We start from the raw sequence: 20,297 nt of genomic DNA on the forward strand, positions 1-20,297 counted from the left end.
CGGCGAGGGCTTCGGCGGTGGTGACGGGCTCACCGAGGTTGATGCTCCACCGCAGTTCCTCGGTCTCGTCGGTGTAGGCGCCTCCGGCAGAAGTGACCCACAGCCGGGTCTCCGGCGTGAGGGGGATCTGCAGGACGGTGGCGTCACCGTCCGGCCGCTCAACGGTGAAGGGGACGCGGTTAATGGTCAGGCTCACCGCCATCGGGGCGAGGCCCTGGGCGTAGGCGTCGCGGTACAGCGTCTGGCTGCCCTCGACGTCCGGGGTGACGTCGTCCACGCCGGACCCCCTCAGCTCCTCAGCGATGACGGCCGCGGTCTCCTGGCAGGTGCCTGCGTCGGTGAGTTCCGTTGCGGTGTTCTCGCGGTCGACGTCGGGACCGTCGTCGCGGTACTCGCAGGCGTACCAGCGAAGGTCGTCAACGGTGGTGTCGGGCTCGATGCGCTCGCGTGCGTTCGTCACCCAGATGTAGCGGTCATTGGTGAGGCCGACGCCGATGGTCATGCAGAAGCCGCCCGTCTGCTCGACCCAGAAGGGGATCTTCGCTGCGGCCAGCCGCAGCGCCATCGGCGCGAGCCCCTGCCCGAGCGCGGCGCGGTAGCAGGCGTAGTCGTAGCCGCGCCACCAGGCGTCGTCCACGTATGCGGTGGTGATCATGGTTCAGCTCCTCGTGTAGATGCCCAGGCGGCTGGCGTCGATCGCGTCGACCCAGACTCCGTAGGGCAGCAGGTTGTCGATGTCGGGGTGGTCGATGAACTCGCGCGGCCAGCCGAGGTCGCCTGCCGGCCAGACGACCTCGTACCGCTCGTAGCTCTCGACCAGCTGCGGGCCGTCTCCGGGCGGGGTGGGGAACGCCTTGCCGAGCGCGGTCAGGACCTGTTCGGCCTGGTCGGGGGCGACCGTGTTCGCCCTGGCCTCGGCCAGGCGCTCGACGTAGGTCGCGATGGTGCGGTCGACCTCCGCGCGCAGGGTCTGCATGGCGGCGGCCTGCTCCGTCTCGCTCGTGGCGAGCTCGACCTTGGTGATCAGGTCCTGCAGATGCTGGGCGGGGTTCTCGGGCATGGTGTTACACCTTCTTGTCGGGCTGGTAGTGGACGCCGAACTCCTCGCGGGCCTCGAACAGCGCGTGGAGCCGCCAGCTCAAGCGCCCACACGAGGACCGGCAGGTCAGCGAGGGGGAACTGCACGTCCGCCGACGTGATGTCCACCTCGCCGTCCGGGACCGGGACGAGCGCACCGTCCTTCCACCTCACCAGGCCACCTCGCTGGCCAGGTGGATACCGATCTCGCTGTGGCGGCCCCCATGCGTGTGGACCAGCCGGTCCGTAAGCGCGGTGAGCACGCTGGTCGTCCCGCCGGAGAGGCTGCCGGGTATGGCCTTGCCGCCGGGGTGCTGGAAGCGCAGCGTCCAGCTCGTCTCCGACGTCGGGGTGGCGTGCGTGAGGGTGTAGGTGGCCTGCTCGACGCATCGGCCCTCTACGTAGAGGGCTGCGCCGCCGACGCTGGTGTGCAGCTGGCGGGTGAGCGGGCCCAGGACGATCACTCCCGTGTGCGCGGCGAGCGCGTCGGCGAGGGGCCGCTGCGGCGGGACCAGCTCCTCGGGCACGTACCACCCGGTGGCGTCGCGCCTGAACCCGATCTCGCGCAGCGTCATGCCCCACCCGGCCGGGCTGCCGATCGGCACGTACAGCTCGCCGCCACGGTGCTCGTGCAGGGTGACCAGGACCGGGCGGTCGTTGATCTGGTAGGCGCATGCGGCTTCGCTGCCGCTGCCGATGATGGCCACGGTCTCGCCGGCCTGGACGTAGCGGATGCTCACTGCGGCACCTCCATGAGGGTGGCCTTGATGTCGTCGGGCAGCTCGGCGATCGGGACGGCCTCGATCCAGCCGCGTCCGCAGTTGTCCAGCACGTTCCTGGCGTGCCAAAAGGCGTTGACGCAGGGCACGCCGTCGCGGCGCATCGGGTCGATGGTGCGGTCGCAGTCGTAGCAGCGCTTGCCGGGCACGTAGTAGTTGCCCCGCTCCTTGCGCGTGGACTTGACGTTGTAGCCGTAGCCCTCGGCGGGCAGCGGCTGGATGTCCTCGGCGTCGTGGTCACACCCGGTGTAGTACGTGGTTTCCACGAGCCGGTAGCAGCCGTTGCTGGTGTAGCGGGCGACCACGCGCAGCTCGGAGATGCCCGTCTGCGGTGAGGCGCCGCGCTTCAGAATGACGGGCTCGCCCGGTCCGAACAGGCGGGTGACCTGCTCGCGGGGGGCCTCGATCAGCGGCTTCTGGTGGTTGTCCGGGTTGACCCAGACGGTGCCGCTGGTGTCGGAGACGCGCCAGGCGATGCCGAGGGTGCCGTCAGCGAGCTGCACCCGGTCGTACCTGCTGATAGGGGGCAGGGGGCTCATCGGGTGCGCACCTCCACCATGGTGTAGCCGTTGGGGTCCTCGGTGGGGTCGTGCTGCACCTCGAACTGGTGGCCGTCCAGATGGTCCAGCAGCTCTCGGTGCAGTGCCCTTTCGGAGGTGGGTGCTCCAGCGGGGGCGACCAGCTCGACCGTGATGGTGGCCTTGGCCGTGACGCCGGGGTCGTCAGCGGCGGCGCTGGTGGGCCGCCAGGGGCCGATCTGGACGTCCGGCTTCACCCGAGTCCAGTCGTCCCAGTCCGGCATGTCCATGCCGAGCGCGTTGGGGTCGATCTGGAAGTACCCGCCGCAGCCGATGGCGACGAAGCCGCCGATCGTCAGGTGCGGGGCGTCGCTGCCGGGCTTACCGCATTGGATGCAGATGGTGATGAGCCAGGGCCGCAGGTCGGCGAGGTCGCCGAAGGCGTGCAGGCGCTGCAGGAGGTACAGGTAGCGGCCCGTCTCCTGGGCTTGGTCGATGGTCGGCGAGCTGGTCATGGTTCTCCTTGGGGTGGGCGGGCTCGCGCCGCGCGTGGCGGCGCGAGCTTTATAAGTGGTTGCACTTACCTTTATCGGATGTGGGCGGGGCAGACCCACACCCACTTCGGGCCTTGCGCGGCCGGGAAGTGCTCGCGCCTGGCGGCGAGCAGCTCCTGGCCGGTGTAGTCGTCGCGGAACAGCAGGTCCTCCAGCTCGATCAGCTCGCTGGTGATGCCGAGCTTCGTCGAGGCGCGGTCGATCATGTGGACGACCTTGAGCCCTACCAGCTCGCGGACCAGGGAGGGAGAGTCGCCGGGCTCGGCGTGCAGGTAGTACTCCAGCGGCCCGTCCATGCCGTCGAGCGGCGCGTCGGGGGCGGGGGAGCGGTAGCAGCCCTCGCGGGCGTTGCCCGGCCGCTTGACGTACCAGCGGCCTCCGGCGAGGGTGGCGATGTCTCCGGCGAGGTGGCCGCCCCAGTCGGCGACGTCGTCGCGGCCGTTGCGGTGCGCGATGTAGCGGGCGATGGCCTCGTCGAGCAGGTGGCCGGGGTCGCGGATGATGCGCTCGGTGGCGTGGAAACCGCAGTCGGCGCAGGTTTCGGTGCCGTGGTCGAGGTGGGCGTGCGCCTCGGCGACGGTGGTCGCGGCCGTGGTGGCTGCGGCGGCGCAGGTCAGGAAGCTGGCCGTGCTGCCGGGTGCCAGGTCGCGGGTGCTGCTGGCGATGACGTGGGTGATGGTCTCGTGCACGGCGTAGAAGCCGTCCGTGCTCAGGTGGGCGCGTACGCCGAGCGTGGCGGCCCAGGCGGCGGCGTGGTGGGCGTCGCGCATCTGGCCGGTGGCGTCGAAGGCAGCGACGGCGATGGCCTCGGCGCTGAAGTCGAGCTCGTCGAGCGCGGGCCTGGTGTCGGTGTCGGGCATGCGGAAGCGGCTCCGTTCGTGAGGGGAGGGCGGCGTTTCCGCCGGGATAAACCCGGTGTTGATCTTGAAACGCCTTCAAAAATGATCAACCCCGATCATCACTCGAATCAAGATCAACAACAACCCTTTTACCAAGATCATTTAGGGCGTTTTTGCTGGTCAGGGCCCTAAAGCTCGGCGCTCTCGCCAGGCCACTCCGTGCTGGCGGCCGGCCCGGAGCGCCGCGCTTCCTCGGCGAGTTCCGGCACCACGGCGAAGAACCTCTCCTTCACCTCCGCCGACAGCGCCTGGAACTCCTCGCTGCGCAGGAAATCGCGCTGTGCCGCCGGCTGCAGGGCGCGCACCAGCGCGACAACACTCCGCTCCTCCATGGTTAAGCCGTCAGATCCAGGAACCCGCTCACCACCGGCACGTCCTTGTGGTGCAACAGCTCGGCACGCAGATCCTGCAGGGCGCTGCCACCGCGCGCCGACTCCACCCCACCCATGAGCTGCAGGACCTGCTCGGCAACCTCCACGGCGGCGTCAAGGTCACCGATCGCGAGATGCGCCTCCGCCCGGCGCGCGAGATAGATCGCGGCGCCACGCGCCTCCTGGCCGCTGTCGTAGGCGTCCTCGCCCCGCACAGCGGCGTCGAAATGCTCAAGGGCCCGGCGCGGCTCGCCCAGCGACAGGGCTGCGCTGCCCGCGAACTGGTGCAGCTCTCCCATGTTCATCCAGTACAGGGCAGGCAAGTCCTCGCCGGCAGGACCAGCCTTGCCGTAGGCGGTGAATGCGGCCTCCGCAGCGCGATACGCCGGCACCGCCTCACCCATGAGCGAGTAGGCGCGGGCCTGGCGGGCGTACAGCAGCGCCGTCACCCGGCCTGAGGTGATGCGGCGGGAGGCGAGCGCACGCTCCAGCATGTCGAGCGCCACCCGCGGGGTGCCGGTGGCGTAGCGCTGGTTGGCCCAGAACGCGAGCGTGAGCGCACCGATCGTTTCATCGCCGGCGGACGCAGCCGAGCGCATGGCGGCGAAGAACTGCCGCTCCGCCTCGGCGTGATACCCGTTGTCATAGGCACACCACCCGGCCAGGCGACACGCCTCAGCCGCGGCTCCGAACAGCCGCCGGCCAACCTGCTCGCTGTAGGCCGCCTCGCTGAGCAGGCGGCGGATGAGCCGGATCTCGGTGGTGGCCGCGTCGTAGACGTGCCCGGCGCCGATCTCGTCGTCGAGGTGGCGCAAGGCGGCTAAGCGCGTGTCGAGCTGGTCGGCGACTTCGGCGCCGATCCGCCGGCCGCTCGTGCTGGCGGTGGCAGGCTCAGCGGTCGCCCACTGGGCGGCCATAGCGGCCAGGGTATGCGTCGATGCGATGAGGAACGCTCTCCGGTCCACCGGCCCTCCAACTTCGCCCAATACTTTCAAGCTACCCGCGGCTGTCCACGGCGACTCCAGTACCACGCGATCGTCGTGGATGGCCAGGCATAGCCAACTCGGCCAACCATGAGCGGTGACCTCGCGCCGATGGATTTGGAGCAGGTCAGCCATGGCGTACTGGGTCGTGATCGCTGGGACGGAGACGCCCGCGATCCAGCGAGAAACCTTCTCCTTCCGGCTGGCGATCCCGCCATAGCCCAGCTTGCGGTGCCGCTCGGCCAGCATGTGCAGGAACGCGGCACTCGTCCAGCCTCTGCACTTCAGAAGCACTGACAGCGGATGACGTTCTTGTGCGATGTCCACGGGGTTGGCCCCCCTGGTCGGGTCGCCCTTCAGTGTGTTCCGACCGCGCCGCCCTTGTGAAGCCCCGCCAGCAAAAAGGCAACCCAAGGCAACCGGTAAGCAACCCAAGGCAACGACCTTTCTCTTCTCCTCCGCCGATGCGCCGCCCACTCTGAGGAGCAAGTCGGAATCCAACCCTCGGGAGAACCGATGCGCATTCTGGTAGATGGTCTTGACCTGACGGGCAAAACCACGCTGGTCAAGGCGCTCACCACCACTCTCAGCGAGCGGGGCATTTCCACGCGATCACATACCTGGATGCTCGCTCGCCACCACCCCTTCGCGGCGATGCTGCGCCGCCTGCCCCGGGTCCGGCAGCCCGACTCCGGCGCCATCACGGCCGCGCTTCTCGGCCCTGGCTACCTGCTTGACGGGCTGCTCGTGCGGTGGGCACCGCCCGACCGGCCCGGCGAGGTCATCATTCAGGACGGGTACGCCGACCGGTGTGCCGCGTTCGGCATGGCCGGCGGCCCTCACCTGGCCGCATGCCTGGCGCTCCGTTGGTGTCGCATGTTCGCCCCGTTCGACATCGCCGTGTACCTGCACGCCCCGGTCGAGGTTCGGGCTGAACGCCTGGCCGTCCGCCAGAACCCGGACGCTGGAGACCGGCGCAGCGTCGAGGACCACGCCTTCGCCGACGCGTTCGCCGCGATGCTCGTACAGGGCATGGGTCGGCGGCACCAGCAACTACGGGTGTTCGACACCTCCCGGCACGCCCCCGCCGACATCGCCGCCGAGATCGCCGACCTGATCAAGCCGGCAGCCTCCCCAATGCTCCCTCAGCGAGCCGCATGATGCCCCGCATAGACGCGGGCCTGCTGGACGCGGCGGACAAGGAGCTGCAGCAGGCGCTGGACGGCCGTCCGCTAGTCAGCGTCGAGCGGTTCACCACGGCTCTGCGCACCAGCTACACCGGCCCGACCCCCATCGAGGCGCTGCGCCCGATGCTGAGCGTCGGCTGCTACCCGGCGTGGGCGGCGGCCACGCCCGGCGCGGTCGTCGCCGCCGAGCACCGCACCCGCGTGCGGTCAGTGGCCGAGCGGCATGGCTGGATGTCCCGGGTACGGCACGACGTCCCTCGGCATCTGGTCGCGCTGGACCGGCCGCCCGTCATCACCGCCTGGTATGCCACTGGCAGGCTGCGCGATCTGGCGGGCCCCGGCGGCACCGTGGCGGCCGTCGACGGCGGCCTGCGCAACAAGGTGGAAGCCAAACCCGTCTTTGACGAGCTGCTGCGCGCGGCCGGTGCGCCCCCCGTTGTGCGCATCCCGTGCATCCACGTCGATCATCTGCCGGAGCTGGGGGAGCTGCGCCGCCGGGTCGGCACCGCCACCGTCGTGGTGCAGGCCGGTGTGACGTCGGGCGGGCGCGGCACCGTGTTCGTCGCCGACGAAAGCGACATGCCGCGCGCTGCGCGACTGCTCGGCCCGTTCCGGGTCGCCGCGTTCGTGGACGGCTGGTCATCGAACACCACGGTGCTGAGCGTCCCGGACGAGCACGGCGGCGTGCGCGTGTACGTCGATAGGCCCTCTCATAAGTCGGTCGGCGTGGCAGAGCTAGGGATCGGCCCGGCGAAAAGCGCCGGCAACGACTGGTCGCGGCCCTGGCCCACCAAGGCGGTCGCACTGATCGTGGAGTCCGCCGAGCGGATCGCCGCCTGGACGTGGCGCCGGTACGGCATGGCCGGGCTGTTCGGCCTGGACGCGATCCTCACCCCTGACGGGCGGGTATTCCTCAACGAGATCAACTGGCGCAACCAGGGCACCACCGAGGTATCCGCCGTCAACCAGCAGCTTCGCGGCATGCCACCGTTCATCGCCGCCCACCTGGCCGTGATGCTCGGCCAGCGAGTGACCTGGTTGGGCGACCCGCACGAGTTCAACTCCGAGACCATCGCCCGCGCCACCAGGGCCGGCGGCCCGTTCTACGTCAAGGCCCGCCTCTGCCACCCCGGCCCGGCAAGCATCGCCCCCGGCCACGAGCCCGGCGTCTACCAGCTCGGGCCCGACGATCAGCTCCACCGCGTGCGGGCGGGCGCGCACCCCGCCGACGCCGACACCGCCCGGCACGAGGTACTCCTGGCCAACCTCCCCGGCCCCGACATCGTGTGCCACCCCGGCGCCGAGATCGCCACCATCGAGGGCGTCACCAGCGGGCAGCTGCGCCCGTTCGACGGCCCCGACTCCGCATCCGCCTTCACCCGGCGCGTGCACACCGCACTGCACAACCTGTTCCGACCCCGGCATGAAGAGGATTCCTGATGCCCCCCGTCACCACCTCCGCATCCCTGCTCGACCAGCTCCGCGCCCTACCCGAGGAAGCGTTCACCCGCCTGCAGTACCTCAGCCCCGCCACCGGCTGCTTCAACCGGTGCAGCTTCTGCTCCCAGCAGGCCGGCCGCGACGTGTGGCAGTTCACCGAGAGCGGCCTCACCGCCTTCGCCCGATCCTTCGCCCAGGTAGCCGGCGAGCGCGGCCTGACGATCGCCGGGGGCCGCATCCACCGGCCCGGCGTCCTGTTCCCCTACCTGGACAACGACATCGCCTCCTACCCGCACCTGGACACGCTGTGCGGCCTGGCCCGCGACGTGCTCGGCGTGCGGCTGCGCGTCTCCACAGTCGGCTACTCCAGCCTCAACCCGCACCTGGCCGCGATGCACCAGCGGATCGCCGAGGAGTACGCGGAGGTGTTCGACGGCATCCGCCTGTCGCTCACCCCGTACACGATCGGCTGGACCGGCCGCGACCGGGCCACCAGCCGGGCCCAGTACGTGCGCGACTTCGCCAGCGCCCTAACCACCTACCGGCCGGTGTTCGACCAGCTCGGCCACGGTCCGGCCACGGCCGCCGTCGAGATGAGGTTCGCGCCGCTCCTCGATATCGGCGAGCTGACCGACACCGTCATCGACGGCCGCCACGTGCTCGCGTGCGGCCCGCACCTGCTCATCTCACTGACCGCGCACGATGGCGAGCTGCCGCTGACGGAAGTCTCCCGGCTGGATGAGCGTACCCAGCCCGTGTTCTCCACCCCCGGCCGCCGCTACCTGCACGTGGTGGGCGACCAGCTCACCCCCGACCCGGCGACCGTGCGTGCCGTGCTCGCCGGCCGGGTGGCCGTCCCGATCCGGGCGCGTACCGCCACGGTGTTCCGGTTCGCCAACGCGGACGGCGACTACTTCGCCGCCGACCCGGACTTCCACGACGACGGCACATTCACGGCCCTGCACCTCTACCCGGCCACCGAGAGCCGCAAAAGCTCCGGGTACACCGACGCCACCCGGCACGTGCTGAACACGCTGCTGGCCTACAAGCAGCTCCGTGGCATCGGCCGTCGAGAGGCATTCCACGACGCCACCTTGGCCGACGTCGCCGGCGTCCTGGCCCGCCTCGAAGCCACTGCGGCCTCGCTCGGGCAGGGCGTGGACAAGCGCGCCGCCGACCACCTGGCGGGCACGGTGATCCCGCTGCTGGCCAGCTACGCCGAGGCGCTGGAGCTGGCCGACTACCCGGCGGCGGCGTTCTTCTCCCGCGACTTCACCATCGACACCGGGCAGATCGTCAACCAGGGCCGCGCCATGGGCCTGTTCCGCGGGCTCGTCAGCCTCGACGGCGAGCCGATGACCCCCAGGGAGGAGCGCGGCTTCGGCGCCGCCAGCCTCTCCAGCGTGCGCGGCCCTATCTGGCGGATCGCCCCGATCCCATTCACCGCGAACGGCACCCTGCCGCTCGCTGTCGCCGGAGGCAAGAACATCACAGCGGACCGGCCGACGCTCGTCGTCGAGGAGCTCGACCCGTGCCATCTGCGCCCCGTTATGCGCGGCACCTGCACCCGGCTGCGCCGTTACACCGTGACGGGAGTAGAGATCGAACACCTGTCGCTCGACGAGGGTCGCGCCGAGCTGGCCATACCGGGCCTGCTTGCTACCGCCGCTTGACCTTGTGCCCCGCGCGGGCCTGAAGGGGGAAGGTCTCCCGTTCTCCAGATATTCAGGCCCACGCGGGGCAATACTGCCTGCATGACCGACCCGACCACACCGTTTTCTCGCGTGAAAGTCCGCGCTGGCGCGCTGGTGTTCTGCGGTGACGACATTGCCCTGATCCGGCGCGACCGGCCCACCGGCTCGCACTACACCCCGCCCGGCGGCAACGTGGCCAACGGGGAACATCTGATTGACGCCCTGCGCCGGGAACTCGCCGAGGAGCTGCGGCTCGACCTCGACGACGCGACCCCGCCGGAACTGTGCTGGATCCAGGACCAGATGGTCACCCGACCTGGCCCGACACCTCCACCGCGCAAGCTCCACATGATCTTCCGCTGCCACATCACTCCCGAGATCCGCGCTCACCTGGCCACCGTGGAATACGACGACCTTCCAGACGGCAGCAGCGAGCCGGGCATCATCGAGTGGGTGAACTACCGCAAAGCGGCCGAACTGCCGCTGTTCCCGCTGATCGGCGACGCTGTCAGCGCGCTGGACACTCCTCGCGGCCAGGCCGGAAATCCGCTTCTCAGTCCGATCACAGACGAGAACTACACCTGGGTGTGACCAGACTCACGCGATTCGTACGCCCCGTGCGAAACTTATGAATCTACAAAGTACAGACGGCGGCTTTAGTGCTCACACCTCTGCCCACCCGTTCATGTGCGGCACCGCCAGCGCGGACGTTCCAGCATCGATGTCCAAGGAACAGGCTCAATGTCCGGTATACGGGGAGGGGGAGCGGCCAGCGCCGCGACGTCTCCCCGGAGGATGGTGCGAAGCCGCGCCCTGTACTTTGTAGATTCGCAAGTTTCCCGTGATGCGCATGACTCACTCCTCAGCCGTCTCGCCCCCGCACAAGGTCATCTTCTTTCGGTTCTCGGCCGCGCGCCGTCGTGCGCGCACCAGCCCTCCTGGCACATCCCGCTCCCGCGACGCCACCCAGCTCGTCCGCGCCGCCGCGAGCCGCTCCCGCAGATCGGCCCGCACCTCCGCCGGCGGCGCCGAGGGCGTCCGCTTCCGCACCGGCCGGACCGGGTCTGGGGCCGTCACCACCTCGGCCAGCCGCTCCCGCCACGCCCGGTCACGCGTGACTGCCGCCCGCGCCCGAGCCCGCACCTGCGACGGCAGCTCCGCCACCAGCTGCCCGTCCGGCCCGATCCACGCGGTGACCCGCGCCTCGAGGAGGCGGCGCAGCCGAACCAGCTCCCGCATCGACCGGGATCGCCCGCCCGGCGCCGCGGTGGTGCTCGTCCACTGGCCCAGCACCGGGTGCACGTTGAAGGCGTGCACCAGGTCCGCCAGCGTGCCGCCCAGCGCGAACAGCGGCTTGCCGATCCTGCCCAGGTCGCGGGCCGACAGGCCGCGCAGCGCCAGGTGCTCCGCCCGGATCCGCTCCCCGGCCGCGATGCGATCCCTCCTGGTCGTTGGCGTGGCGTGCAGGGGGTACGGCGGGTTGGTCTCCGTGTGTGTGCCTGCTCTCGCGCGTACGTGCGCGGTAGGAGTCTCATCTCCTAGGTCAAGATCTGAAACCCTGGGAGTCCGCGTTTCCTCCACAGGCGGGCTGACCTGCGGAAACTCGGGGCGGGTGGGCCTGGTGAGGCACGGCCACGGGACGTCGTCCCACGGGCCGGCGACGACCTCCCGGCCTTCCCTGGCGGGCTCGTCCAAGCCGTAGGCCGTGCCGCTGGTCACGCCGAGGTCGTCGGCCCAATCCGGCCCATACAGCTTCTCCAGCACCCACTCCGGCACGATCAGCGCGTACTCGGCCGCGAGGTTCCCCAGGCCGTCATCGTCGCGGCCCCACCGGCAGCCCGGCCGCGTGCGCGGCGTCGACCCGGTCGTGATCGTGGCCAGCAGGCCCTGCTCGCGCCGCCAGCGCAGCTGCTTCCACAGCGTGGTCCGGCCGACGCCGGCGTCGGCGGCGAGCGTCTCCCACGTCATGCCCGGCCGGGTCTGCATCCCGCGCCCGGCGTTGAGCGCGAGCGCCTCTCCGACGCGGGCATGGCTGCGATGCCAGTCCCGGCGGTGCCAGCCGGTCCCGGCCAGGTAGGAGTCCGCCTCCAGCCACACGACGAGCGAGGGCGCGAGGACGTGCCCGTCCGGGATGACGGGCACGAGAGGCGGTGGCGGGCCTTCATCCGGCACGCCGGTTTCAGGGCGTACTGGACTAGCCGCCTGGCGAGTGCTTATCGTGACTCCAAGCGTCAAAAAGGACGCACTGAACAGAGCTGCTCGCCGGGCGTGCGAAACCTGGAGGCGAAACAGCAGGTCAGTGCAGGTATGCGATTAGGAGGGGGCCCCGCTGCGGCGGGGCTTCACTCATGTCAGGGGCGGCTCCGTGGTTTCGCGGCTGGACGCCAGGCCGCTGGTCGCGGCCGGCGAGTCGGTGGGGTCGAGGCTCTTGAGCAGCAGCTCGGCCAGGAGCGGGCGCAGCGGCTCGATGGCGGCCACGCTGCGGCGCACGTTGTCGACGAGCGGGCCCAGGGCATGGACCAGGTCATCGAAGCGGGGGTCACCGCTCTGCGCCAGAGTGTCGATGAAGTGCAGCGTGCCGATGCCCTCCAGCAGCGCGGCGCTGACCTGGTCGACCTGCGCGCGGCGGGCCGAGGGCGACTCCGGCGCCACGCCGTGGCTCTCGGCGATCTTCGCCGCGAAGGCGTGCGCGTGGTCGGCGTGATCGAGATAGGCGCGCAGACGCGCCCTGACGGCGTCCCAGGGCGGCTCGGAGCCTTCCTGGCACTGTTCGATCGCGGCGAGCGCGTACGTGACCGCGTCCGTGAGGGTGCGCGAGGCGACGCCGTAGGCGTCGCGCTGCCAGCGCCGGACTCTGAGGAGGCGGGTGTCGGCCCCGGTCACGAGGCTGCGCTCAGGCCGAGCGCGGGCATGGCAAAGGCCCGGCCTCGCAGGAGGCCGGGTACATCAAAAGACCTTGGGACACGGCTAATTCGCGTCGCGGTTCGTGTGACGCGCCACCGTGTTTCGGGTAGGCTAAAGCCAACCCACGTTAGTGCAGGCATCTGATCTTTCCTAGAGTCTTCAGTTGTCTGTCACCGGGCTTGAGGCTCTGAGTCCTCGCCCGGGTTCTGACGGGGGCCAGGTCGGGAAGAGCGCCGCAAACGCTCGACTCGGCTGACCAAGGTGGTGGTGCTGTCGCCGACACCGGGGCCCTAATCCCGGTGGCGACGTCGCCACCACCACTTTTTTTGCCTGCCCGGAACGATACACGCTGATCATCGCGGACACCCATGTTTCCCGAGGGTTTAGCGTGTCGGGCGAGTCGCTCCCGGCGTCCAAGATTCAACCACTGTTGGTGCGCAACCGCGAGCGGGCATCCTGTGATGTGCGTCACATGATGCTGCTTCGTGAAGGCACGTATCGCGTGGTCACCAGCGCTGAGAGCTGACGCTGCCGCAATTTCTGGACAACCGTCCTCGTGCGTCAGCGCACGAAAACGGTGCGCACGCCCCTGCCGTTTGCGCAAACCGCCCCGTCTCACGGCACGATCAGCATCAGCGCCGCTGTGACCGCCGATCACGCCTCAGAGGCGGGGGTCGCCCGCTGGTCCGGCTGGAGCCCCGGGTAGGGGGCAGCGCCGCAGGACTCAGCATGTGAGTTGGCGGCCGGACGCAGGTCCTCGGCGGCGACGGCACGGCCCGAAGCCAGGCAGCCGGTGCACTGCCACCACCACCGGTCACGCCGTACGCCGGGCCGGGGCGGCTGCAGGAGCACGGCGGCGCCGGAAGCCATCGGGTAGGAGACCGGCAGCGGATACGGCACCGGGATCCGCCAGCCCGGCGCGGTCAGCCTCGGCCAGGCGAAGGCGAGCGCGCCGGCGAGCAGCGCGAGGACGGTGTACGGGTTGAGCACCAGGGCCCCGAGCACGAACCAGGCGAGCGCGGCCATCATCGCCAGGAACGGCGGCTCGCCGCCGCGCCCGACCCGGGCGGTGATGACGGCCGCCACGGCGAGCACCACGGCGGCGGCCGGGACCACGCGCAGGGGCCACGGCAGCGCGTGGAAAGCGACGGCTGCGCCGAGCAGAGCCAGCGGCCAGCCGAGCGGGCGATAGCGGGTGACGTCGTACCGGTAGCCCTGCACGGTGATCATGGCGTGTCCTCTCAGGGGGTGACAGGGGTGACATGGGCGGGGTGACAAAGGGGTGACACGAGGGGGACATGGGGGGTGGCACGGCGGCCGATGTCACCCCTGCACGGCGGCGTCCAGCGCGTCGTGTCGCTCCTCGCCGGGGGTGACAGCGGGGGCGAAATCAGGTCCGGGATTGGGGGTGACAAGCCGCAGCGGCGCCGCCGTGCCGGTGGACGTGTCGTCCTCGACCGCGGCCGCGGGTTCCTCGCCGCCGGCGTCGCTGTCGCTCTTGGCCGCCTCGCGCAGGGCGGCCAGCTCGGCGTTGTTGCGGATGTCGCGCTGCACCGTCCGAGGGTTGACCCCCAGGTACGACGCCAGTGTCTTGTTGGTCGCGCCTGGGTCGATCGTCAGGAGTTCCCGCAGGTGGGCGACCCGCTGCTCCTCGGTCAGCTTGACCGGCGGCTGCTCGTCATGGCCGCCCGTGCCGCCGTCGTCCGGCGTGGGGGTGACAGCGGCGCCGGAGTTTGTCGCGGGGGGCGACACGGCAGGGGTGACAGGCTCGGGGGTGACAGGAGGGGGTGACACGGGCGGCTGGGGAGGGGTGACAGGGGCGGGCTTCGGCCGCGCCGGGCGGCGCGGCTGTCGCGGCACAGGGGTCTCGTCGGCCTTGCCGCCGCCCTTCTTGTCGCCCTTGCTGTCACCCTCGGCCGGGGGCGACAAAACGGCGTTGAGGCCGAGCAGCGCGGTGACATCGAGCACGACACTGAACAGCCAGGCGAGCTTGCCGGCCACGGCCTGGATGACCTCTGTCACCCCCGCCCAGTTGATCACCATCGCGCCGACCATCACGGCCATCGTCATGAGGCGGACAAACCAGCCGACGTCGCGCTGCTTGGCCTGCAGGGCGACCAGGTGCGACAGGAGCGCAGCCAGCAGGCCCGGCACACCGCCGTACAGCCAGGCGACCCACTCCTCCATGCCCTCCACGGTCAGCGCGTGGTGGACGGCCAGGGAGATGCTCGCCCCGCCTGAGATGATCACGATGCACCAGCCCCAGGCCCGAACGCTGTTCACAGCAAACCGTCACTTTCAGTAGTCAAAGAGGGGGAGTTACCTACCGTGGTAGGAAGACGGCGATCTACCGCCGACCTACCGCCAGCGGTCGTCGCGGTAGCGTTTGCTACCGCAGCGGTAGGAGCGGGCCCCCCACATGGGGGGTGGGACGCGCTCCTACCGCAGCTACCGTGGGCCTCGGCGCTCGAGGCGGCGGCGGTCACGTGGCGTCACCGCCGCCCGGACGCAGCGCCTGCTCGACGGCCGCGATCGCCGAGCGCAGCCGGGCCCCGTCGACGCCCTCGGCCAGGTGCCAGCGGACGCCGCGCCCCTGCCCTGTCGAGCGGATGACGGTGGCTTCGGCCAGCATCCTGAGCCGCGCCCCGACCCAGGAGCGGCGCTTTCCCGACGCGGCCTCCAGGTCCTGGCGGCTCGCGCCGCCGGGCCCGCCAGCCTCCAGCCCGGCGGCCAGGCCCTCGAGCGCCGCGTCGGCCAGCGGGACGGCGACGTGCGTGGCCGGCATGCTCTCGGCTGGCACCACGGGCGCGGGCTCGGCGCCGAGCAGCTCGGCGAGGGCACGCTCCTGCCTAGCCAGCTCGTCGTAGCGCGCCACCTCCGGGCTGGGCGGCACCGGCCCAGCCGCTGCGACCAGGTCCGGCCTGACGGAGAACCGTGCCGGTGCGGACGGCAGGTACTCGGCCAGCTCGGCCGGAATGCCGCGCATGCTCGACAGCCGCAGGTCGCCGAGCTGGTCTGCCAGCAGCGACCACGTGCGCTCGTCGAAGCCGCCGGCGTCCCGCGACCGCTGGGCCGCCCACGCTCCCACCGTCTCCGGGTCGGCGTCGGGCCCGAGGATCGGCAGGGTCGGCGCGTCGCCGTCAGCGTGGAAGAAGCGGCCCGGAGCCTTGAGCTGAGTCACGTCCAGGCGGGCGTAGTCGTCCAGCAGGAACTGACCGCTGGCCTTGGTGTCGTCGTGGAACACCCGGCGGTGATGGAGCTGCCGCCGGAAGGCCGTCCCGGAGTCGGTGGACGACTGCGGCATCGCGGTCTCCGACATGTCCTGACCGCTGATGTAGAGGCCGACGCCGTAGGCGCGGCCGAGCAGCGCGATCGTGTGCGCGGCGGCGGACGCCTCCCGGTAGTGCGGGTTCATCGCCGGGTTGAACACCATGCGGTGCTCGTCGATGAACAGCACGATGGCCTTGCGGTCGGCTCCGGGGACGATGACGCGCTCTCCGCGCTGCTTGAGGAAGGCCCGGTTTGCGGGGCCCTCCGTGCACAGCGACGCGAGCGCGACCAGCAGCCGGGTGGCCTGCTCAGGAGTCCAGGCGTAGATGGGCGTCAGCGGCGCGAGCGGAGCGAAGTCGAACAGGCCCTTCAGGTCGCACACCAGCGGAACCCCGTCGAAGGTGTTGCCCACCCCGGCGCCGACCACGATCTGGTGGACCGTCTTGCCGTAGCCCGTTTTGCCCGAGGTCGCGCCGTGGCGCGATCCGCCATCCTCGGTGGCCAGGAGCATCCCGGCCGGGTCCTCGTTCTCCTGCAGGCCGATCCCGATCGGCTCCAGGATGCTGCGCGGCATGAGCGGCGGCTTCCACCAGAACTTCTGGCCGCCGTGCAGCTCGCCCACCTGGAAGTGCCACACCGACACGCCGGCGTCGTCCAAGACCGGCGTGACCTGGCGCAGCATGCCGACGCGCAGCCCGATCTTCGCCGAGATCGACGTGCGGAGCTGGTCGACCTCGACGGCGGGGCGGCGCGTCACCACCGTGAGGGTGAACCGGGTGTCGGTGACGATCTCGCTGCCGACCACGTCGAGCTCCGGCAGGCCGAGTCGATCGCGGGCCTGCGTCAGCCGGGCGGCGACGTCGTCCACGGTGTCCTGCAGCGGGTGCCGCTCCGGCGCGGGCAGCAGGGCGGGACGCTCGTCGGCGGCGGGCAGCTGCGGCTGCTGCTTGGCGAGCCACTTCACCAGCCACCACCGCCCGCCCGTGGCCGCGCCGGTCAGCGCCAGCCACGCCACCCAGGTCGTTGCCGAGCCGGGGCCGGTGGCCGACGTCGTGACGGTCCACGCCACGGCGGGCAGCTCGGCCGCCATCAGGTACGTCAGCCAGGCCGGGCGCATGTCGGCGACCCGGGCCACCAGCACCGTGATGGCTATGAGCGCGATGCCGACCATGAGCAGCACCCACCACGCCCACTGCTGCCCGGCCACCGCAGCGAGCAGCACACCGGCGTACACCGGCGACAGCTCCTCCCAGTGGCGTACGCCGTTGACCACCAGCCAGGACCCGAGCCGCCACGGGATGCGCAGGAAGGCGGGGGCCTGCCACTCCCATTCCGGCTCGCGGGCCTGGCTGTCGGCCTCTTCGGCGACAGGGGTCTTCACGTGCGTGACCTCTCTACTGGCGGTTGACGTTCGGGATGCGCGTGCCGGCCGCCTGGTCGGAGGCCGTGCCCTGGTAGCGGAAGGCAGCGGTCAACGCGGTGTCGGCGAGCGCCCTGGCGGCGTTGTGCGTGATGGCCTCGGCCTGCTCGATGACGGCCAGGACGACGCCGTCGTGGTGGTCCTCGGCCATGCGCTGCCGGTGCTCACTCACCGCGCGCGCGAGCCGGGCCTGCGCCTGGGCGAACGCGGCGATCTGGGCGATCGGATTGCGGATGTCACCGCCGGGCGGGATCCGCGCCAGGAGCGTCGCCGCCTCGGCGATGGTCTCCACCAGGCTGAGCATCTGTCCGGCGGCCGGGGCCTGAAGCGGCACCACGGGCACGGCCGCCGTCCCCACCGCCGTGGTGGTCGGAGCCTGCTCGACCGGCTTGGCCTCGGCGGTGCGGGCCTGCAGCGGGATCACCTTGCCGGAGGCGGGTTCGACGCGGGCGGCGGCCTTGGCCACCTCCGTTTGCTGGCGGCGGCGCTTGCGGGCGAGGTCGTAGGCGCGGCGGGCGATGGTCATGGGGTCCAGCCCTTCGGGGTCAGGCGCGGGATCGGGATCGGGGACAGCACGAAGGGCGGGCCGCTCGGAAGCGGGCGGCTGCGGCTCGGGCTGGGTCTGGGGCTGGTCGATGCGTTCGACGGAGACGATGGGCGGGTTGTCCCGGCGGGCGGGCCGCCACCGCCAGCCCGTGCGGGCCTGGCCGGTGTCCGGCTCGCGGGAGGCCTTGGGCGCGCTTTCGGGCTGGCCGGCCACGCCCGTGTCGGCGGCCTCGTCCTCGGCCGCCGACACGGTCTTACTCCTGCCGCCGACCAGCAGGCTGACCGCCCAGCCGCAGAACACGAGCGCGGCGGCCAGCCCGGCAAGTCGCTCGAGCACGACTCACCCGCCCATCGCGAGCTGGCCGAAGGTCTTGGCGTAGGCGTCCTCGCCCATCACGCACGCCAGCGACCCGATGATCAGCACCGTCCAGAAGATGCAGAACGTGAGCGCGGGCTCATCGGGCACCTTGTCCTTCAGCACGTCCTTGGCGGCGGCGGTCGCCCAGGAGGCGACGCCGACGACCAGGAGCACCCCGGTGCCGCCAGCAGTCCAGGCGGTGAAGGTGTCGGCGCTGGCGAGGCCGTCCTTCACCCACTCGCCCAGGGCTGCCGCCCATGTGCCCGGGTACCAGGAGCCGATGGCGAGGCTGCCGTACGCGAGGAGCGCGGCGGCGAACATGCCCGCTTTGCCGGGCGGGATCTTGTCCTGCTTGCGGCGCAGCCCGCCGACGACGACGCCGACTCCGAGGCAGGTCAGGGTGGACCAGTAGAACCAGTTCATGAGGGGTTCCTTCGGGGGTCAGGCGGTCTGGGCGGCGAGCAGGCGGTGCTTGACGACGCGGGCGCGCATGCCGGGCGTCTGGCCGCCGTAGACGACCTGGTCGAGGGTGACCTTGCTGCTCGTGGTGACGGGCGCTCGGCGGGCCTTGCGCTGCCGCGCGACGTCCAGGCGGACGGCGAGCTCGAAACACGCGCCGTCGACGCCGTTGAGGGGGCAGCCGACGCATGCGCGCCGGGCCTGCCGGGCGGTCGGCTGCTGGATGGCCCAGCGGTCGCGGTCTGGGCTGCTGGTGCACAGCCCGTGCCGGTTGACGAGGTCGTGCAGTTCGTCGGTGTAGAGGCGGCGGAGGTCGTTGCCGCGGGGGAGGACTGCCATACTGGCGGTGCTGCTCATCTGGATCGGATCTTTCGCGAGAGGGATCTGGATGGGGGGCATTCAGGGCCTCGCTGGCGTCATCCGGCGGGGCCCGCCCTTTTCCTCATGTCTGCGACGGTTATCTAGATAACCACCGTACTCTGGGCATGATGATCGCCCGGTAATGATCTGTCAAGCCGGGTTTGTGAGACCATCACTCAGCACCCATGCAAGCCCGCAGGTGAAGGGATGTCCGTGGCCGTACGGCGCTGGCCCGCAATCGCAGACGAGATGCGCGAGCTGATCGCGTCTCGCGCGTGGCCGCCCAGCTCCCTCCTGCCCGGACAAGGCCAGCTCGTCGAACGCTTCAGCGCCTCCAGGGCCACCCTGGCGAAGGCCCTCGCCCAGCTCCGCGCCGAAGGGCTGATCAGTAACTCAGGACCTGACGGGCGGCTCAAAGTCGAGGAGCCGCCCCGCCCCATCCACCTCCGCCTCGACGACGGCGACGACGCCTGGGAAAGCGCCTGCGCCCGAGCCGGAGCCGCCGGCGACATGCGCCGCATCGGCGTCCAGGAACTGCCGGCCGACGACGCGACCGCCGCGGCGCTCGACGTCCCCCTGGGCGCCATGACCGAGCACCGCATCCGGCACGCCATGGTTGGCAAGGCCCGCGCCATGGTGGAGATCTCCATCAGGCCCCTGGCCCTCGAGGGCGGCCTCGCCGCCGAAGCGGCCGACGACATCGGCGTCCGGGTTGCCACGAAGGAGGAGGCCGAAGTCCTCGGCCTGCGGCCCGGCGGCAGCGTGCTGACCGTCGAGCGCATCACCTATGACGACGGCGGCCTGCCACTGCAGCTCGTCCAGCTGGCGGCGAACCCGCTGCGCGTCCGCGTCGGCTGGCGCTCTCCTCTGCCCGCGCGCTGATCACGTCGGTTGCCGCCGCCACGTCCAGGCTGGGATACTCGGCCACAGAACACGCAGCACACTGGCTGGCTGACGGCCGTCGAGCCGGTGGGTGTCGTGGTTCTTCTTCGGGGTGCGGTCTCCGGGCGTCTGGGTGGACGCACATCAAACCGGAGACCGCACTGCGCCCCGCGCTACCAGGTCTTGACCGGGTTCAGATCCTCCGTCACCTCGGTTCCGCCGACCTGCGTGCCCTCGGGCGCCTTGCGCATGATGCCGTCGCCGCCCTTCACATAGAAGTCGTCGCCCGAACGCCGGACGTTGTCGAGGGCCACGTCCCGCGAGGTGCGCCCGCCGTCCGTCGTCAGCCAGTACGTCTTCGCCATGGAGATTCACCTCCTTTCTGCTACTGAAGATCGATTCATTTCGATCATCCCAGCGACGTTTCAGCAGGTGTTAATGACCGAGTTAGGATCTCTCCGACACCAGAAAAGGCCCTCCTCCCCGGATCTTCGGGGAGGAGGGCCTTCGTCGTGGGGCGGGCGGGACTCGAACCCGCGACCGTCACCTTATGAGGGTGCCGAGCTACCACTGCTCTACCGCCCACGATGGCCACC

At 70.8% G+C, this 20,297-nt stretch carries 22 protein-coding genes and 1 tRNA gene; 5 read left to right on the forward strand and 18 right to left on the reverse strand.

All coding sequences use genetic code 11. The features are described from left to right. From AB0K18_RS42550 to AB0K18_RS42585, 8 genes are all read right to left on the reverse strand, one after another. Positions 1–655 (reverse strand): hypothetical protein (locus AB0K18_RS42550; protein ID WP_364926577.1); only part of this gene is annotated, 655 nt, incomplete at its 3' end. 3 nt (positions 656–658) lie between these two features. Beyond that, positions 659–1,060 (reverse strand): hypothetical protein, encoded by a 402-nt coding sequence (locus AB0K18_RS42555; RefSeq protein ID WP_364926578.1) that lies wholly within the window; start codon positions 1,058–1,060, stop codon positions 659–661. 187 nt (positions 1,061–1,247) lie between these two features. Next, positions 1,248–1,817, reverse strand: coding sequence for a hypothetical protein (locus tag AB0K18_RS42560; protein WP_364926579.1), 570 nt, complete (start codon positions 1,815–1,817; stop codon positions 1,248–1,250). Further along, positions 1,814–2,395: a hypothetical protein gene (locus AB0K18_RS42565; protein WP_364926581.1), complete on the reverse strand. Its 582-nt coding sequence runs from the start codon at positions 2,393–2,395 to the stop codon at positions 1,814–1,816. Before AB0K18_RS42565 ends, AB0K18_RS42560 begins: the two co-directional genes overlap by 4 nt. After that, the gene (locus tag AB0K18_RS42570) at positions 2,392–2,889 is read right to left on the reverse strand and encodes a hypothetical protein (RefSeq protein WP_364926583.1); all 498 of its coding nucleotides are present in this window, start codon (positions 2,887–2,889) and stop codon (positions 2,392–2,394) included. Before AB0K18_RS42570 ends, AB0K18_RS42565 begins: the two co-directional genes overlap by 4 nt. A 71-nt stretch (positions 2,890–2,960) precedes the next feature. Continuing rightward, on the reverse strand, positions 2,961–3,788 hold the full coding sequence (locus tag AB0K18_RS42575) for a hypothetical protein (RefSeq protein ID WP_364926584.1): 828 nt from the start codon (positions 3,786–3,788) through the stop codon (positions 2,961–2,963). A gap of 167 nt (positions 3,789–3,955) precedes the next feature. Then, complete coding sequence (locus AB0K18_RS42580) at positions 3,956–4,159, reverse strand: hypothetical protein (RefSeq protein ID WP_364926586.1); 204 nt, start codon at positions 4,157–4,159, stop codon at positions 3,956–3,958. A gap of 2 nt (positions 4,160–4,161) precedes the next feature. After that, positions 4,162–5,508 (reverse strand): tetratricopeptide repeat protein, encoded by a 1,347-nt coding sequence (locus tag AB0K18_RS42585; protein ID WP_364926588.1) that lies wholly within the window; start codon positions 5,506–5,508, stop codon positions 4,162–4,164. A 189-nt stretch (positions 5,509–5,697) separates the two neighbouring features. Here AB0K18_RS42585 and AB0K18_RS42590 point away from each other — a divergent pair, with 189 nt between their 5' ends. From AB0K18_RS42590 to AB0K18_RS42605, 4 genes are all read left to right on the forward strand, one after another. Then, positions 5,698–6,342 (forward strand): hypothetical protein, encoded by a 645-nt coding sequence (locus tag AB0K18_RS42590; RefSeq protein ID WP_364926589.1) that lies wholly within the window; start codon positions 5,698–5,700, stop codon positions 6,340–6,342. Next, the gene (locus AB0K18_RS42595; RefSeq protein WP_364926590.1) at positions 6,339–7,808 is read left to right on the forward strand and encodes an ATP-grasp domain-containing protein; all 1,470 of its coding nucleotides are present in this window, start codon (positions 6,339–6,341) and stop codon (positions 7,806–7,808) included. Before AB0K18_RS42590 ends, AB0K18_RS42595 begins: the two co-directional genes overlap by 4 nt. Further along, positions 7,808–9,481 (forward strand): hypothetical protein, encoded by a 1,674-nt coding sequence (locus AB0K18_RS42600; RefSeq protein WP_364926591.1) that lies wholly within the window; start codon positions 7,808–7,810, stop codon positions 9,479–9,481. The genes AB0K18_RS42595 and AB0K18_RS42600 overlap by 1 nt, the downstream gene beginning before the upstream one ends. 81 nt (positions 9,482–9,562) lie before the next feature. Then, positions 9,563–10,093 (forward strand): NUDIX domain-containing protein, encoded by a 531-nt coding sequence (locus tag AB0K18_RS42605; RefSeq protein WP_364926593.1) that lies wholly within the window; start codon positions 9,563–9,565, stop codon positions 10,091–10,093. Between the two features lie 264 nt (positions 10,094–10,357). Here AB0K18_RS42605 and AB0K18_RS42610 read toward each other — a convergent pair whose 3' ends face one another. The 8 genes from AB0K18_RS42610 to AB0K18_RS42645 all read right to left on the reverse strand — a co-directional run bounded on the left by AB0K18_RS42610 (position 10,358) and on the right by AB0K18_RS42645 (position 18,798). Further along, positions 10,358–11,644, reverse strand: a complete 1,287-nt coding sequence (locus AB0K18_RS42610; protein WP_364926595.1) for a hypothetical protein — start codon at positions 11,642–11,644, stop codon at positions 10,358–10,360. 204 nt (positions 11,645–11,848) lie between these two features. Then, the gene (locus tag AB0K18_RS42615; protein ID WP_364926596.1) at positions 11,849–12,385 is read right to left on the reverse strand and encodes a hypothetical protein; all 537 of its coding nucleotides are present in this window, start codon (positions 12,383–12,385) and stop codon (positions 11,849–11,851) included. Between the two features lie 675 nt (positions 12,386–13,060). Then, entirely contained in the window at positions 13,061–13,636 is a 576-nt protein-coding gene (locus tag AB0K18_RS42620; protein WP_364926598.1) for a hypothetical protein, read from the reverse strand. 93 nt (positions 13,637–13,729) lie between these two features. Beyond that, entirely contained in the window at positions 13,730–14,689 is a 960-nt protein-coding gene (locus tag AB0K18_RS42625) for a hypothetical protein (protein WP_364926600.1), read from the reverse strand. Between the two features lie 199 nt (positions 14,690–14,888). After that, on the reverse strand, positions 14,889–17,057 hold the full coding sequence (locus tag AB0K18_RS42630) for a hypothetical protein (protein ID WP_364926602.1): 2,169 nt from the start codon (positions 17,055–17,057) through the stop codon (positions 14,889–14,891). Between the two features lie 13 nt (positions 17,058–17,070). Further along, positions 17,071–17,979 carry a hypothetical protein gene (locus AB0K18_RS42635; RefSeq protein WP_364926604.1) on the reverse strand — a complete coding sequence of 303 codons (909 nt, stop codon included), beginning with the start codon at positions 17,977–17,979 and terminating at the stop codon, positions 17,071–17,073. Positions 17,980–17,982: 3 nt separating this feature from the next. After that, on the reverse strand, positions 17,983–18,423 hold the full coding sequence (locus tag AB0K18_RS42640) for a hypothetical protein (protein ID WP_364926606.1): 441 nt from the start codon (positions 18,421–18,423) through the stop codon (positions 17,983–17,985). Between the two features lie 18 nt (positions 18,424–18,441). Next, positions 18,442–18,798 (reverse strand): hypothetical protein, encoded by a 357-nt coding sequence (locus AB0K18_RS42645; RefSeq protein ID WP_364926608.1) that lies wholly within the window; start codon positions 18,796–18,798, stop codon positions 18,442–18,444. A 228-nt stretch (positions 18,799–19,026) separates the two neighbouring features. On the opposite strand from AB0K18_RS42645, the gene AB0K18_RS42650 reads away from it, so the two are divergent. Then, entirely contained in the window at positions 19,027–19,701 is a 675-nt protein-coding gene (locus tag AB0K18_RS42650) for a GntR family transcriptional regulator (protein WP_364926610.1), read from the forward strand. Positions 19,702–19,874: 173 nt separating this feature from the next. Here the strand turns inward: AB0K18_RS42650 and AB0K18_RS42655 are convergent, their stop codons facing one another. Both AB0K18_RS42655 and AB0K18_RS42660 read right to left on the reverse strand, forming a co-directional pair. Further along, a complete protein-coding gene (locus tag AB0K18_RS42655; protein WP_364926612.1) occupies positions 19,875–20,066 on the reverse strand; it encodes a hypothetical protein in 192 nt (63 codons plus the stop codon). 148 nt (positions 20,067–20,214) lie between these two features. After that, positions 20,215–20,286, reverse strand: a tRNA-Ile gene (locus AB0K18_RS42660). Between the last annotated feature and the right edge of the window lie 11 nt (positions 20,287–20,297).

This window comes from Nonomuraea sp. NPDC049421, from assembly GCF_040677005.1.
In the GTDB taxonomy this organism is placed as follows: Bacteria; Actinomycetota; Actinomycetes; order Streptosporangiales; family Streptosporangiaceae; genus Nonomuraea; species Nonomuraea salmonea.

Excerpts from the sequence above, each read along its gene's own strand:
- AB0K18_RS42555 (WP_364926578.1), bottom strand. The coding sequence starts at position 1,060 with ATGCCCGAGAACCCCGCCCAGCATCTGCAGGACCTGATCACCAAGGTC.
- AB0K18_RS42565 (WP_364926581.1), bottom strand. The coding sequence starts at position 2,395 with ATGAGCCCCCTGCCCCCTATCAGCAGGTACGACCGGGTGCAGCTCGCT.
- AB0K18_RS42570 (WP_364926583.1), bottom strand. The coding sequence starts at position 2,889 with ATGACCAGCTCGCCGACCATCGACCAAGCCCAGGAGACGGGCCGCTAC.
- AB0K18_RS42575 (WP_364926584.1), bottom strand. The coding sequence starts at position 3,788 with ATGCCCGACACCGACACCAGGCCCGCGCTCGACGAGCTCGACTTCAGC.
- AB0K18_RS42580 (WP_364926586.1), bottom strand. The coding sequence starts at position 4,159 with ATGGAGGAGCGGAGTGTTGTCGCGCTGGTGCGCGCCCTGCAGCCGGCG.
- AB0K18_RS42590 (WP_364926589.1), top strand. The coding sequence starts at position 5,698 with ATGCGCATTCTGGTAGATGGTCTTGACCTGACGGGCAAAACCACGCTG.
- AB0K18_RS42595 (WP_364926590.1), top strand. The coding sequence starts at position 6,339 with ATGATGCCCCGCATAGACGCGGGCCTGCTGGACGCGGCGGACAAGGAG.
- AB0K18_RS42600 (WP_364926591.1), top strand. The coding sequence starts at position 7,808 with ATGCCCCCCGTCACCACCTCCGCATCCCTGCTCGACCAGCTCCGCGCC.
- AB0K18_RS42605 (WP_364926593.1), top strand. The coding sequence starts at position 9,563 with ATGACCGACCCGACCACACCGTTTTCTCGCGTGAAAGTCCGCGCTGGC.
- AB0K18_RS42620 (WP_364926598.1), bottom strand. The coding sequence starts at position 13,636 with ATGATCACCGTGCAGGGCTACCGGTACGACGTCACCCGCTATCGCCCG.
- AB0K18_RS42640 (WP_364926606.1), bottom strand. The coding sequence starts at position 18,423 with ATGAACTGGTTCTACTGGTCCACCCTGACCTGCCTCGGAGTCGGCGTC.
- AB0K18_RS42645 (WP_364926608.1), bottom strand. The coding sequence starts at position 18,798 with ATGGCAGTCCTCCCCCGCGGCAACGACCTCCGCCGCCTCTACACCGAC.
- AB0K18_RS42650 (WP_364926610.1), top strand. The coding sequence starts at position 19,027 with ATGTCCGTGGCCGTACGGCGCTGGCCCGCAATCGCAGACGAGATGCGC.
- AB0K18_RS42655 (WP_364926612.1), bottom strand. The coding sequence starts at position 20,066 with ATGGCGAAGACGTACTGGCTGACGACGGACGGCGGGCGCACCTCGCGG.